At 47.5% G+C, this 13,730-nt stretch carries 16 protein-coding genes; 11 read left to right on the plus strand and 5 right to left on the minus strand.

The window, feature by feature from the left end:
- The first annotated feature begins 64 nt into the window (after positions 1–64).
- The 6 genes from ACOJUR_RS04745 (at position 65) to ACOJUR_RS04770 (ending at position 4,778) form a co-directional block, all read left to right on the plus strand.
- Positions 65–385, plus strand: coding sequence for an ArsR/SmtB family transcription factor (locus ACOJUR_RS04745; protein ID WP_420949385.1), 321 nt, complete (start codon positions 65–67; stop codon positions 383–385).
- Positions 386–410: 25 nt separating this feature from the next.
- Positions 411–596, plus strand: coding sequence for a hypothetical protein (locus ACOJUR_RS04750; RefSeq protein ID WP_072874756.1), 186 nt, complete (start codon positions 411–413; stop codon positions 594–596).
- Positions 596–1,252, plus strand: a complete 657-nt coding sequence (locus ACOJUR_RS04755) for a class I SAM-dependent methyltransferase (RefSeq protein ID WP_420949386.1) — start codon at positions 596–598, stop codon at positions 1,250–1,252. Before ACOJUR_RS04750 ends, ACOJUR_RS04755 begins: the two co-directional genes overlap by 1 nt.
- Before the next feature lie 161 nt (positions 1,253–1,413).
- Complete coding sequence (locus ACOJUR_RS04760; protein ID WP_420949387.1) at positions 1,414–1,824, plus strand: GNAT family N-acetyltransferase; 411 nt, start codon at positions 1,414–1,416, stop codon at positions 1,822–1,824.
- 658 nt (positions 1,825–2,482) lie between these two features.
- The gene (locus ACOJUR_RS04765) at positions 2,483–4,180 is read left to right on the plus strand and encodes a sensor histidine kinase (RefSeq protein WP_420949388.1); all 1,698 of its coding nucleotides are present in this window, start codon (positions 2,483–2,485) and stop codon (positions 4,178–4,180) included.
- A complete protein-coding gene (locus ACOJUR_RS04770; protein WP_420949389.1) occupies positions 4,152–4,778 on the plus strand; it encodes a response regulator in 627 nt (208 codons plus the stop codon). The genes ACOJUR_RS04765 and ACOJUR_RS04770 overlap by 29 nt, the downstream gene beginning before the upstream one ends.
- Positions 4,779–4,817: 39 nt before the next feature.
- Here ACOJUR_RS04770 and ACOJUR_RS04775 read toward each other — a convergent pair whose 3' ends face one another.
- Genes ACOJUR_RS04775 through ACOJUR_RS04795 form a run of 5 tightly spaced genes read right to left on the minus strand, consistent with a single transcriptional unit; the run spans position 4,818 to position 9,726 of the window.
- Positions 4,818–5,999: a beta-ketoacyl-[acyl-carrier-protein] synthase family protein gene (locus ACOJUR_RS04775; protein ID WP_420949390.1), complete on the minus strand. Its 1,182-nt coding sequence runs from the start codon at positions 5,997–5,999 to the stop codon at positions 4,818–4,820.
- A gap of 17 nt (positions 6,000–6,016) precedes the next feature.
- A complete protein-coding gene (locus ACOJUR_RS04780) occupies positions 6,017–7,051 on the minus strand; it encodes a beta-ketoacyl synthase N-terminal-like domain-containing protein (protein ID WP_420949391.1) in 1,035 nt (344 codons plus the stop codon).
- On the minus strand, positions 7,048–7,530 hold the full coding sequence (gene fabZ, locus ACOJUR_RS04785) for a 3-hydroxyacyl-ACP dehydratase FabZ (protein WP_420949392.1): 483 nt from the start codon (positions 7,528–7,530) through the stop codon (positions 7,048–7,050). Before fabZ ends, ACOJUR_RS04780 begins: the two co-directional genes overlap by 4 nt.
- A 27-nt stretch (positions 7,531–7,557) precedes the next feature.
- Positions 7,558–8,709, minus strand: coding sequence for an ABC transporter permease (locus ACOJUR_RS04790; RefSeq protein ID WP_420949393.1), 1,152 nt, complete (start codon positions 8,707–8,709; stop codon positions 7,558–7,560).
- Positions 8,710–8,724: 15 nt separating this feature from the next.
- Positions 8,725–9,726 (minus strand): ABC transporter ATP-binding protein, encoded by a 1,002-nt coding sequence (locus ACOJUR_RS04795; protein ID WP_420949394.1) that lies wholly within the window; start codon positions 9,724–9,726, stop codon positions 8,725–8,727.
- 174 nt (positions 9,727–9,900) lie between these two features.
- Here ACOJUR_RS04795 and ACOJUR_RS04800 point away from each other — a divergent pair, with 174 nt between their 5' ends.
- From ACOJUR_RS04800 to ACOJUR_RS04820, 5 genes are read left to right on the plus strand one after another with little or no spacing between them, the layout of a single operon-like run.
- A complete protein-coding gene (locus tag ACOJUR_RS04800; protein ID WP_420949395.1) occupies positions 9,901–10,167 on the plus strand; it encodes an acyl carrier protein in 267 nt (88 codons plus the stop codon).
- A gap of 5 nt (positions 10,168–10,172) precedes the next feature.
- Entirely contained in the window at positions 10,173–10,934 is a 762-nt protein-coding gene (locus tag ACOJUR_RS04805) for an SDR family NAD(P)-dependent oxidoreductase (RefSeq protein ID WP_420949396.1), read from the plus strand.
- Positions 10,931–11,830, plus strand: a complete 900-nt coding sequence (locus ACOJUR_RS04810) for a glycosyltransferase family 2 protein (protein ID WP_420949397.1) — start codon at positions 10,931–10,933, stop codon at positions 11,828–11,830. Before ACOJUR_RS04805 ends, ACOJUR_RS04810 begins: the two co-directional genes overlap by 4 nt.
- A 2-nt stretch (positions 11,831–11,832) precedes the next feature.
- Positions 11,833–12,489 (plus strand): 3,4-dihydroxy-2-butanone-4-phosphate synthase, encoded by a 657-nt coding sequence (gene ribB / locus ACOJUR_RS04815; protein ID WP_420949398.1) that lies wholly within the window; start codon positions 11,833–11,835, stop codon positions 12,487–12,489.
- Positions 12,486–13,724 (plus strand): 1-acyl-sn-glycerol-3-phosphate acyltransferase, encoded by a 1,239-nt coding sequence (locus ACOJUR_RS04820; protein ID WP_420949399.1) that lies wholly within the window; start codon positions 12,486–12,488, stop codon positions 13,722–13,724. The genes ribB and ACOJUR_RS04820 overlap by 4 nt, the downstream gene beginning before the upstream one ends.
- Positions 13,725–13,730 lie beyond the last annotated feature (6 nt).

Below are 13,730 nucleotides of genomic sequence, written 5' to 3' on the forward strand. Positions count from 1 at the left end.
GTATAATATATCAATATATATTAATATAAAAATAAGTTTGTATTTTGGGGGAGGTATCCCATACATGATCTGCGATGCTCATGATGTTTTTAAGGCTCTCTCCGATCCAAACCGTTTAAGGATTATCCAAGGGTTATCCACTAGATGTCAAAGCGTCAATGAAATATCAGAGACGGTTGGGATGTCCCAACCATTGACATCTCATCACTTAAAAGCTCTTCGCCGGGCTGGTATTGTTCGTCAGGAGATTTTTGCTACATCTCGATATTACTGTTTATCAAATGAAATCATTCTTGATATGGTTCGACTCTGTCATGAATTTATTTCAAGAGATATTTCGAAAAAAGGAATTTATTGCAGCGAACAGGAGGTAATACAACAATGATGGTGGGTACGGCGGATGGGGGAGTATGCATACTGTACCGATTCTAGGTATTTTAATGATGGTCATGATGATGTTCTTTATGAGACGTATCATAATGGGAAGGCACAATAACCATCACTATAATGATTTATCTGAAGTGATGCGTGAAATCCGTGGATTACGTCCTGATATTAAAGAACTAAAACAGCAAAGAAACAAGGAGGATTTCTGATGGAGGGATCTGATGTTTTAAATGGGCAACACCCCTATTGGGAACAGGCTTTCGGGAAGAATAAGGAAATGTTTGGGGATTCACCAAGCGAAGCAGCCGTGAGAGCTGCTGAGATATTTAAGTCTCATGGTCAAACACATATTCTAGAGTTAGGTGCAGGACAGGGGCGTGACACGTTATTCTTTGCCCGAAATGGATTTACGGTACACGCTCTTGAATATACCAAAGAAGGCGTAGATAGGATACGACAAAAAGCGTATAACCAGGATGTATTAGACCGAATTACCGTTACACAACATGATGTACGCCAACCATTTCCGATACAAAATAACTCCTTTGACGGTTGTTATTCACATATGTTGTATTGTATGGCTTTGACGACTTCCGAACTGTCTAGCCTCAATGATCAGGTTAGAAAAGTTCTTCGTCCTAGTGGGTACAACATTTATACGGTACGTCATAAAGGGGATGCTCACTATGGGCAAGGCATTCATCGAGGAGAAGACATGTATGAAGTAGGGGGCTTTATTGTTCATTTTTTTGATAAAGCCAAAATTGAAGAGTTGACATATGGTTATCAGATTGTTGACATTCATGAATTTGAAGAGGGCGGATTGCCAAGGCGACTGTATCAGGTTACTTTAAGGAAAAACTGATCACAATCTATTCTTGAACTTTCGGGGCCTGATGCCGAAGAAAGCTCCTTCCTCATGATTGCATAAATATCTAAACAGGGATTTTTTGGGTTATATCGTTAACGGGCAGCTTTGTTGAAGAACAACTCGGTGTTAGTCGGTGAAAAAAGGGGGGAGGAATTTTGAAGATTGTTTATGCAACGGAGTCGGATTATGAATACATACGAGACCGAGACCATCACATTTTGGAGAGCTTGATCTCAACAAAAATAAAGCAAAAAGAGATTTTCATACTGCGAAACGAAGACGATAGTCGCATCGGATGGTTGAGATATGGGTACTTCTGGGACAATACACCATTCTTGAACATGATTTGGGTTAACGAGCAACATCGAGGAAATGGTGTTGGGAAGCAAGTAATTCTGTTCTGGGAAAATGACATGAAACAGAAAGGTTTCGACCTCGTGATGACATCAACATTGTCGAATGAAGACGCTCAGCACTTCTATAGAAAGTTAGGGTATCGAGACGCAGGTTGTTTGTTGCTGCGGAACGAGCCGTTGGAGATACTTTTCACTAAAGCGTTGGTGTAATTCACTTTCCTCTGTCGCATAAGGGAGCAAAAATTCAAATTCCCTGAGCTCCATCTGTTGTATGATGATACGGTGGCGTATACTTTCGGAATCTTGCGCAATCGGTCAGTCTAGCTCCACAAGAGATCCCGAGTTAGCTATCATTTGGGGCTTTGATTTGGACTACATTTTCGATATTTTCAATTATAGAATTACTGAGAGCACATTGAACAGAATAGTTCAATTGTTCGTTCCATAAAGGAAAGTGATAATTATGCTGGAGGGACAGTTGTCGGTACAAAAGATGTATAGGCACATTGTATATTACAGTGCCTCATTAGTCATCCTTACTGGACTCGTCTATACACAATACGCACTGCCTCCGCAAACTCGATTCAGTGTGCGTGCGGCGGTGGTTCTAGTTTCGATGGTATTTTGGATGGTCGGGTCCTCCACATATTTGTACTCATCGCAGCATTCCTCGTTGGCTTGCTTGCTCCTCAACGTCACAGCGTCAAACTTGGTGTTATTTTCACTTTTGGCCTGCCTCCATAAGTTTGGGGCACTCAACGTTACAAAGATAACAGGAGCCTTACTGTCTGCGTTCTTCGTGAACTCGGTGTCTACGATGTCGTCGCTGAAAGACCGGGTCCGGAAGGTCCTATACGTGGTGTACTGTTTGAGCGGTAGCGTACTGGGTCTAACGGCTTTTGAATGGTTGACTGGCAAATTGATTTATATGCCTCTCCCAATTGGCTATGTGTTCATCGTAGCAGACACGATCTGCATTGTAGGGCTAATCGTTTATCTCTGGCTATATGAACCTAATGCTCATAGAAAGTGGCAAATATCAGTAGTGTTTTTTGGTGCACTGTTTCAATTTGCTATACTGTTAGTCATCGGTCTTGTCGGTTTCAGAATCAACAATTCTCCAATATGGTTGTTGTCGTCACTCATCCTACCCATAACAGTATTTGTAGCCATTTTCCGTGGGCGTTTCATGGACGTTGAACTTCAGCGAGGTTTTGTATATTCAATAGTAATAGTCGCACTTACTGCAACATATATTGGAATATTCTACGTCATTGCCCGAATTGGTACACAGTCGCAAAATGTCCTACTCGTGATAGGTATATCAGTGGTCGTGGCATTGAGTTTTATCCCTGCGGTTTTCTTATCAAGAAGGTTAACCGACTTTGTAGTGTATCGCGACCTCTATGATTTCCGAGGGCTCTTGAGTAAACTAGCTGCGGATATCACGTCATTTCAAGATGCCACTGAGCTTGCTAAGATGCTCTCAATTCGTTTGACCGAATGCTTGAATCTGGATGGATGCGCCGTGGTCTCACACCTAACCACTCCTCCGACAATTCTCACGGCGATAGGAACCCTAGAAGATATAGATTTGTCGAAAGTAAACGCATATCCGCCGACGGTCACGCACATTTTTTTGATGACCGTGAAGGAGCAAAATGTCGGCGCGATTTTACTATCGTGTAAGAGAAGTAAGACTCAGTTGCGCACCATTGATCGAGATCTGCTGATGACCATTGCCCATCAAGCGGCAGTGGCATTGGTCAATTTCCAGTTGGTGGAGGACTTGAATGCTCGAATTAAACGCTTGGAAGTTTCAGAGCAGGAACGCCGAATCTTGCATCTTCGCTTAATGCAAAGTGAAGAGCAGGAGCGTGCGCGGTTATCTCGCGAGTTGCACGACGGTGCGTTGCAGTCGCTCTTTCATCTGATTCGTCAGTGTGAAGTCAGTTCCACAGATGAACAGGAGAACCTCGTAAAAAGGCTGGGCTATATTGGTGACTTAGGGCGTGATATTGCCTATGAATTGCGCGAAGTGTGTCGAGACTTGCGTCCTAATAACATCGATCAAATGGGCTTGGCGAATGCACTAGAAGTGCTCATTGATCGGATAAACCATAATTCGTCATGTATAAAATGTAAATTCACAGTGTCAGAAGAGGTGATGGGACAACGAAATCAAATTAATTCAGACTCTGAAATGGTGTTGTACCGCATCGTGCAGGAGGCTTTGTCAAACGTGCAACGGCACGCAAACGCCGAAAGAGTTACTGTCAAGTTGCACTGTGGAATTGATGCCGTGTATGTCATGGTGGTGGATGACGGCATAGGTTTTGCCGTTGATGAAAATGAATTCTTGTCACTCGTAGATGCAGGACATTTTGGTGTCGTAGGCATGAGGGAGCGCGTCGAAGGACTTGGCGGGCAATTGCGTATCACACGAATTCAACCTCACGGAACCGAGGTGAAGGTTGTTGTCCCGATGACAACGACAGGGGCGCGAACTGAACTATTGAACAAAGGAGAACAGCCTAGTGAACGTGTCAGTGATGTTAGTCGATGATCATCGCCTTTTCCGAGAAGGTACAATTAAAATATTAGAGGAGAGCAATGAGGGAATTGAACTACTAACCGTGGAAGAAAACGCTGAAGAGGCATTGATCGCATTAGAACATATTCAACCAGACGTCGTGATACTGGACATTAATCTACCGGGTAATGACGGTCTATATATGTTGCGCAAGCTCATGGATGAACGGAATCCGCCAAAAGTTCTGGTGCTAAGCGGACATGATGAGCCCAAGTACATTCGGACCGCATTTAAGCTAGGCGCATCGGGTTATCTCTACAAGACATGTAGTGGAAAAGAGCTTGTTGAAGCCATCTTGCAAGTCTCCCGTGGCAATCTGGTGTTCCCGCGAGAGGTTCTGAACACTGGTCGTGATGCTCTGTTTGGGAATGCAACAGAGTTAACTGCTAGAGAATTGGAAGTGCTTCATCTGGTCGCGCAGGGGATGAGCAACAAGCAAATTGCGTCGCATCTTTACGTTAGCGAGCGCACCATACACTACCACATCAGCAATGTGCTAAGTAAGCTTCGAGCATCGTCGCGGGTGGAAGCATTGGTGCGCGCGCGTGAAGAGGGATTGCTTGTGGACTGAGGCTTAAACGGTCTTTTTGACAAAGACGTTATCGCATGCCTACCACCGTCCGAGAGCGACACATGCGGCATGTCCACCGAACGCGAATGAGTTGGAGATCGCAATGTTGATACGTCGCCTAATTGGAGAGCCTTGCACAAAATTAACGCCTCTGTCCAAAGTAGCCTCACGATGTGCCGTTGGTGGTAAAAATTCGTGGTACAAGGCGAGCACGGTCGCGATGGCTTCAATGGCTCCAGCGCTACTCAAACCATGGCCAATCTGTGACTTCAATGAACTGACAGGGATTTCAGAGAGCTGGTCGCCGAAGACTTGTTTCAAGGCGAGCAATTCCACTGGATCATTCAGAGCGGTACCAGTGCCGTGTGCATTGACGTACTGCACTTGTTCAGATTTGAGGCCAGCGTCTTGTAAACATCGGGTCATTGCCAAAACTGCGCCTACGCCATTGGGAGCAGGTGCAGTCATATGATAAGCGTCATTCGACAAACCATATCCGAGTACTTCTGCATATACGCGCGCGTTGCGGGCTACCGCGTGACCTATCTCTTCCATCACCAACACTGCCGCGTTTTCGCCAAGCACTGTACCGCTACGCATGTTATCATTCACAAATGGACGACACACCTCATCGATGGCGCCAATGCTGGAAAATCCTCCATAAATAAGCTCTGTTAGCGTATCGAGTCCACCAACAATAACCCTATCTGCACGATCCATCCGGATCAGGTCGAGTCCCATGCCGATGGCATTTGTACCAGCTGCACAAGCGGTTACGATGGTGATGGCTGGACCGGGGAGCCGGTATTTTTCGACCAGGATCCGCCCACCGCATTCGCACATAGATCGCATGACGGCCGCCAGGTTAGGTACATCTCCAAACCGTTCTTGCCACATGGCATTGCTAATTTCATCCGACCCGAGTGTTGTACCGAGAACCAGTGCAGTCCTCTCTGTCAAGGCTTCGGCATTGAGCCCGCTATCTATAATGGCCTCGTTGGCCGCACTTTGAAGTAGACGAGACGGGCGTGACCCCTCTAATTTGCGAATTTCGTCAGTCTCTTCAATTTCGGCAGCACTGTCAATGCCGTACTTTTTTCCAGAGAACTTTCGAACAGGTGCAAATACGGTTCTTCCTGACAGCATACCTTCTTTGAGTGCCGGGATACCAATACCAAACGGTGTTACTGCTCCAATACCTGTAATCACAGCCCGTCTCATGTACTATCTCCTCCAACTTAATCATAACGTTTCAATACTGCTGCCATCGATTGACCTCGCGTGACATCGTAGCTTACTGACAGGACTCGGTGATACGTATCGTGAGTGTACAGGAGGATGCTACCCAGAATGATGTTTAATGCGGAGGAACAGGCAAACATCTCTCCTGTCCAGGATTTCGGCCAGATTGCTTTCCGCACACCTAACTTACTTGAATATTGTCGTTCGAGTTTCTGAAGAGATTGATGTTCGAGCCCGGCACCAATAAACACATCAATGGTGTCCGTGCCGACAGATCTATCGATGACCGTATCGATTCCGGATCCTGCATAAGCGGATTCACCTTCTGGCCTGTACCCGAAATCTACCTTCATTTCCACGGATTGTACTTCGGCGTAGATTCGTGCGTTTCGAGTCTTGGCAAACGCATCGCTTTCCAAGACAAATACCGCAGTCCCTTCCCCGACGAAGAAGGCATCTGACAATATCCCTTGTTCGACCAAACTGCGGGCATAAATTTTGGTTATTTCGTCACATCCGCCTACGACCAGTTGCGTGGCCTTGCCCGAACGAATTAAATCGAACGCATACAGGAGTGAGCCTAAACCACCCAGCATGGAACTCGGACCTCGTAGACCGAACGCGATCGCAGCTTGTCCGGCTGCCGCGTTTGCAACTACGTTAGGGAACAACAGCGGTGATACCTTCGGTTCGTCGCCGAAAATCCCTTCGAGCACTAGTGACACCGATCCTGCTGAGCCAAACCCGGTATCGAGTACCAATCCGACATTGTCGTTCGGTACTTCAATGCAGGCGTCCGACAGTGCGTTTGAAATAGCTGCTGTCGTCATAATGCTGAGCCTATCCATTTTGCGCAGGTGTTTCCGAGGTACAAACCTGACGGCCTGCTTTTCATCGATCCGGTACCCTGTGATCCCGCCAGCTAAGACTTGCGGTTTCTCCCGTACCTCCGCAGTAGCGGACATCAGCAAATCCGCTGGCACCGAGCCTGCTGATGTGAAAAAACCAATGCCCGTTATCACGACTCTCATAAAGAGAAGACCTCCATTCCTGCATACGAAGTGTTGAGACAGTCCTCCATCTCCATGGCGTCGGGAGAATAGACCCAGAAGGTGGCGTGGGCGACCATGGTGTCGTCCACTTTGGCGATCGTTTTGAATTTATAGAGTGCGCCGGAATGAGCAATCCGCTCGGCTTCCATGACGACAGTGTCGCCCGGTCGGACTACTTGATGAAACTTTACGTTTTCGATCCGAGCCAACCGTGGATTCAGGACTGCCTTGTGCAGGGAGTCGAGGAAACGCCCTGTCTGTGCCATCGCTTCCAGTAGCAGAACGCCGGGAAAGATGGGGTTGTTCGGAAAATGACCGGTGAACCACGGTTCGGAACGCGTAACATTCTTCACTGCAACAGCACGATTCTCTTCAACATACAGCACCTTGTCGATGAGCAAGAACGGGTACTCGTGCGGGAAGTAGTCCTGGACGCGTAAGTTTTGCCAATGTGTCATGACGATTCCTCCTTAATAGACCTTTTACTAATCAAAGCGAAATCTGGCTAAGCCGATGAAGAAGAATACGAGTGCAAAACCGAAGAGCATCCCAATGTTCGGCAAGACCTGAGCGATGTCAGCACCTTTCATGATGATGTCCTGGAATCCGGACATCGCCCATCCCTGTGGGGTTGCGAGTGCAATGTCCTGCATAAAGCTTGGCATCAAGAACAGTGGCACGTAGCAACCCGCCACGGTGGCTAAGGTGAATACTAGCAACGTCGCCAAACCAGTCGCTTGCGCCTGTGTCTTGCTGAGCGACGTGATCATCAAACCGAACCCGTTAGCGGCGGCTACCGCAGCGCAGGTCAGAATAAGAATCGCCGAGAGGTCACCAAGTTGCATTCCGAACATGAATTTACCGACTGCGAAGATGATGATGACCTGACCAAAGCCAATCACGATGTTCGGCAGCAATTTCCCAATGAGTATCGAATATTTGCGTACTGGACTCGTGAGCAAACGGCGCAGTGTTCCACGTTCACGTTCCATAAACATATACTGCGCAATGGTCGAGGCGATGAAGAATAGGAATGCTACGGTAAATCCAGGAATGTACTGTTGTGCGGCTGTTGGTTGTACAGTTTGAGACTTTTGGTTACCAATAATCTTGGCCACCGCGTTCAACGGCTTAGACGTTAGAATTGAAGACAGTTGGCTGGCAAGAGTGGGCGAATGTGCATGCATGGCGAGATTTGCAATCGCTTTATGCTGAATGGTCAAAGTGTCAGCTGCGAGAAACGCTTTGATTTGACCGAACATGAGCTTGGAGTTGGTCAGTTGGTCTGGATCCTCGTAAAACGTTACCGTCTTCCCATCGTTCGATACGATGACGGCACCTAGGGATTTTCCATTTTCCACGAGATTCTTTGCCTTCGTCACAGTCATTTGATCCGTAATCCAGTGAATATCGGAGATATGTTCGACCGCTTTCGCAACAGTCTTTGCAGCTGAGGTGGAAGCGACAATCGGGACCTGAATGGTAGACGTCTCACTCTTACCGCCACCAAAGACGCCACCTAAGGCCAATGTCAAAACAATGCTAAACATGAGCGGCAACACAAAAAGATTGATGTAGGTGCCTCGATCTTTCAATAAAATCAATAGGTCTTTCCAAAATACGTACAATACTTTCATTTGTCACGCCTCCATTTATTCGTCTCTCAGACGGTTGCCAGTCAGTTTGATGAACACGGTTTCCAACGATGGAGGAAATACATCGATGTTTTGTGGTGACTGTCCTGTAACGCGGAGTACCTCGTTCAAGACGCTCATGTTTTGCACAAGGCCATCCGCCGTTAATTCCAGCGAGCCGTCTTTCACTTCAACCTGTACTTCCGGAACTAGCAGGTGTTGAATGGAGCTTAGTGCTTGGTTAAGCACTTCGGTTGGATACTTCACTCGAATGACCGACTGACCATGCTTTTGAAGGATGTCACTCAAGTTGCCTGATTCTATGATTTGACCGTGGTCGATGATAGCCACTTTAGAGCACAACGTTTCAACTTCTTCCATGTAGTGGGTTGTATAGATAATAGTCATACCTTCTGAATTCAACTCACGAAGCGTCTCGAAGATGTGGTTGCGAGATTGCGGGTCGACACCGACTGTAGGTTCGTCAAGAATCAACAACTTCGGGCGATGAAGCAGCGCAGCCGCGATGTTGAGACGTCGTTTTTGACCACCGCTGTATTTACCGACGGCCATCGACTTTGTCCGGTCTTGTAAGCCAACGCGAACGAGCGAATCATTGACGGACTGGCGTAACGCTCGGCCTCGCAGCCCGTACATTGCACCAAAGAACATGAGGTTGTCGTAGGCGTTCAACTCGGGATAAATCGCCAAATCTTGCGGTACAACACCGAGTAATTGCTTGACTTTCGTTGCGTTACGCACCGAATCGAATCCGAATACCTGGCAGTCTCCTCCGTCCATTGGGATAAGACCGGAAATCATGGATATCAATGTGGTCTTACCAGCACCGTTGGGACCCAATAGACCGAAAAACGCACCTCTGTCAACAGTGAGTGAAACACCGTTCACAGATATCGTCGGTCCAAACTTCTTGACTAGTCCATTAAGTACGAGCGCCTTTGCTGCCCCACTTGTAGAAGAGCCAACAGGTGCGGACACCTTTGTTTGTGCAATTGTCACGAGAATGCCTCCTAGCTTCAGAGTTAACATGGCATATTTTAGGTTGATTTCGCTGTTAGGAGGACGTAAGAAACAACAGTTGATAACCTGTCTTTTTTACGGGGGCGTACCAAATGACTTTCCAATACAATGTTTTCCGTTAATAAAATACCACTTGAGGAAGGGATTAGAGTTATGGGAGAAAAACTGGAACTTACACTGGACGGGTTGAGAAAGTTGATCATTGAGCGCCTGAACTTGGACATGGAGGCGGAGGAAATCGGTGAGAATGACTCGCTGCAAAATGATCTCGGATTAGACTCCATCGACTTATTGGAGATTGCTATCGGAATCGAAAAAACCTATCAAATTAAGATCACTCAAAAGGATACTCAGGCATTCAAAACTTTACGCACTCTTTTCGATTTTTGCCAATCTAGTAATCCTATCGGGCAGGTGTAACCGGAATGAATAGACGTTCTGCTGTTTACGGGCATCCGAAATGTGCCCTCGTGACGGGAGGAACAGGTGGCATTGGACAAGCCGTTATTTCTGAACTAGCGGGTATCGCAGACAAAATTGTTTTTACCTATTATCGATCCGTTGACGAAGCCTGCCGACTGGCTACAATGATCGAATCTGCTGGGTCAGTTCCACTGCCCGTACAGGTTGATTTGCGTGATCAAAATGCGTGGAAACACTCTTTACAGCAAATCCTGAAAGATCACGGTCTGGTAGACTTTGTGGTCAACAGCGCAGGCATTAGTGAAGACGCGCTGTGTGTCGAAACAACGTACGAATCGCTTCGAGAGCAATTCGAAGTGAGCGTATTCGCGGCCTGGACGGCGATGACGACCATCGGGCGTGAGATGATGTATCATCATCGCGGTCGGATCGTAAATGTGGCATCGGTTGCTGCCACTCTAAACTCACCAGGACGAAGCGTCTATGGCAGTACAAAGGCAGCCATAATTGCTCTCACGCGATCATTTGCCAAAGAACTTGGACGCTTTGGGATTTTGGTAAATGCTATTGCTCCTGGTTTTGTGGAAACTGACATGACAGAACATATCCCGACCGATATTCGAAAGAAGTACCTAGAGCAGGTACCACTCGGAAAATTCGCATCACCAAAGCAAATTGCTGAATTGATCAAATTTCTTGCGTCGGACGCGGCCGACTACATCCATGGTGCTGTGCTCACTGTGGACGGGGGAATGACCGCATGACGGAGCCCTTTGTATCAGTAATAATGCCGACCTTCAATAAATTGAGCCGTTTGCGAGTAGTGTTGCAGTCATTCAAATATCAGAAATATTCAAATTTAGAAATTATTATCTGTGACGACGGATCCACGGATGGGACCGCAGAGTACCTACACCAAATCAGAATGCCTTATCCACTTCACGTTGTCCATATAAACCGTAAAGGTGCAGGAGCAGCTCGAAACGCCGCGGTTTCGGCTAGTAACGGTGAAATACTGATTTTTAACGACGATGACATGGTGCCATCTCCAAACTTTATTTCGGCCCATGTAGATTGTTGCAAAAGCGGTCGTGTGCTTTCACGCGGAAAGCGATGGACGTTGCCAATCGATCGCGTTGAGAATTGGCTGACCATGCCGGTATCGGTCCACAATCTGCGAGAAATGTGGAAGGAAGCTCGCCTGACGACCGCAGAGAATTGGACGTTCTATGCCTTAGAGGAGAGTCCTTTTCACCACTATCGCTTCCTGCAATCGTGCACCAGTAACCTTGCTGTTTCACGCGACACGTTCGACCAGGTTGGTGGTTTTAACGAAGAATTCGCAACGACCTGGGGTGCTGAGGATACGGATTTTGGTTACCGTGCCCAACGAATCGGTGCCGAAATTGTTCTGTCTCCAAAATCCTCCAACCTGCATCTCGAACACTCCGTGGACTCAGGCGAGAAATTCTCTAAAGGACTAAAAAATTTTCAAAAGCTCGCGGACATTCATCGTGATCAGCGAGACATTCAGGTGCTGGTCAAGTACGTTGAAATGGCCATCAAGAATGGTCACGCCGCCGAGTTGTTTGATGAGCAGACATTTGTGGAAGCAGAAAGCCCAATCTTTTATGAGGCTAGTACCCATGGGGAGGTTTAAATGTGGAGTACAGTAAAAATGTTATGCAAGCAATCAAAGCGTTTCAAGAGGGAAAGATGGTCATTATTGTCGATGACTATGACCGTGAAAACGAAGGAGACTTGGTAATACCCGCTGAACACGCGACTCCGGAGGTCATAAACTTCATGACCATCTATGGAAGGGGATTAATTTGTATCGCCGTCGACCAATCGTATGCCGACCGCCTGGGTCTCGACTACATGGTCACTCGAAACGAGGATGACCTCGGAACGGCATTCACCGTATCAGTCGATGCAGCACCGTCTCACGGCGTGACAACTGGTATATCCGCTTTCGATCGTGCTCGCACAATTCAGGTCATGCTGGATCCAGCTAGCCGCTCGGAAGATCTACGTCGTCCTGGTCACATGTTCCCTCTCATTGCGAAACCAGGTGGAACGTTTACGCGCCGCGGCCACACTGAAGCATCGACGGATTTGTGTGTTATGGCAGGTCTGAAGAAGGCAGCTATCATTGTCGAAGTGCTTCATCCCGACGGTCATATGGCACGCATACCTTACCTCACTGGATTTTCCAAAGAACTCAACTTACCGTTGGTTTCGGTAGCTGATATCGTTCAAGCTCGCCGTGTATTAGAACAGTTTAGCCACGAAGAAGTGGCAGTGAGCACACAGTGATTCGAAATAGACTTATACTCACCATTGTCAAAGCATGGATCGGCCGGAGAGTACTGGCGCAAACGGGTCCTAGTTTACCGAAACCACCGTTTATCATCAGTGCGAATCATACTAGTTATTTCGATCACTTTGTCTTAATCCGTTGGATGCTATTGCAAGGCTTACCGTGGCCCAGATTCATCTCGAAGAACGAATTGTTTGAAACGCCAGTGTCACGCTGGTTCAACCGCATCGGCGGCGGTATCCCACTCGAGCGAGAAGGAATAGACACCGAAGGATTCTCTACCGCGTTTGAAGTGCTTCAAAAGGGGGGAATTCTCGTTGTCTACCCGGAGGGCACACGGAGTAGAGATGGATACATGCGTGCGCCGCGACGAGGCGTAGCCTCTCTCGCGGCTAAGGCCCAGGTTCCAGTGGTTCCGGTTGGATTGTTGGGTGTGAATGATGTGTTGCCAGTTGGACAGAAGTGGCCAAAGCACAAACGCACCATCGTCCTAGTGAATGGAGAGGCTTTGGAACCACCAACACCGAATCGGGACGGAGAACGTGAATTTGTTATGAAACTGTCTTTGGAAATCGCCAGGCTATCAGGCCAGTTACCAACATTTTTAAGAATGATCACGAATGATGCGACTGTGGATTGGCCTAATTTGGAGGGCAAGATCGCGTTTGCCCATGAAAACAATGAACGTGGATTTCACTTTGCCCCTGAGGAGGCAGTTAATCATTTCTACTCGTCACTCCGTTTGCTAAAAGGATATAAGAGTCCATACGCGTTAGTCGAGCGGGGACGGGCACATGGGCAGCTTGCAATGCGATCAAACGGGATTTTCCAAAAGCTGTACCACGCTTTATGTAGTCGCATGGCACTCGGGCGCTCGGTTCGCCTTATTCCACACTATCCACTTGCGTGGCACGCTTGGGCCGTATTGATGGGGGAACTACCGCGTTTCCTAGGGGGAAGTCAGCAAAAAGCTTTGGTGGGTCATAGAGTATCTGTTGCACTTGATCCTTCTTGGCGCCGTGGAATTCTTTACCTTGCTCGCTCCTATTACCGGTCTTCGCAAAATGCACTGGCCCGGAACTGGGTGCGACGACTATTGCAGACGGATGCTCGTTGTGAGGGAGACGAGCGCCGCTACTACGAGGCTATCGAACTGTTAGGTCAAATTAATAGTATCGATGAGGCAACGATGGAGGAAGTTGCACTTGCACAGAATGGGGGAGACGTATGACTGAGA

The sequence above is a fragment of the Alicyclobacillus tolerans genome, assembly GCF_048984885.1.
Taxonomy (GTDB): Bacteria; Bacillota; Bacilli; order Alicyclobacillales; family Alicyclobacillaceae; genus Alicyclobacillus_I; species Alicyclobacillus_I tolerans.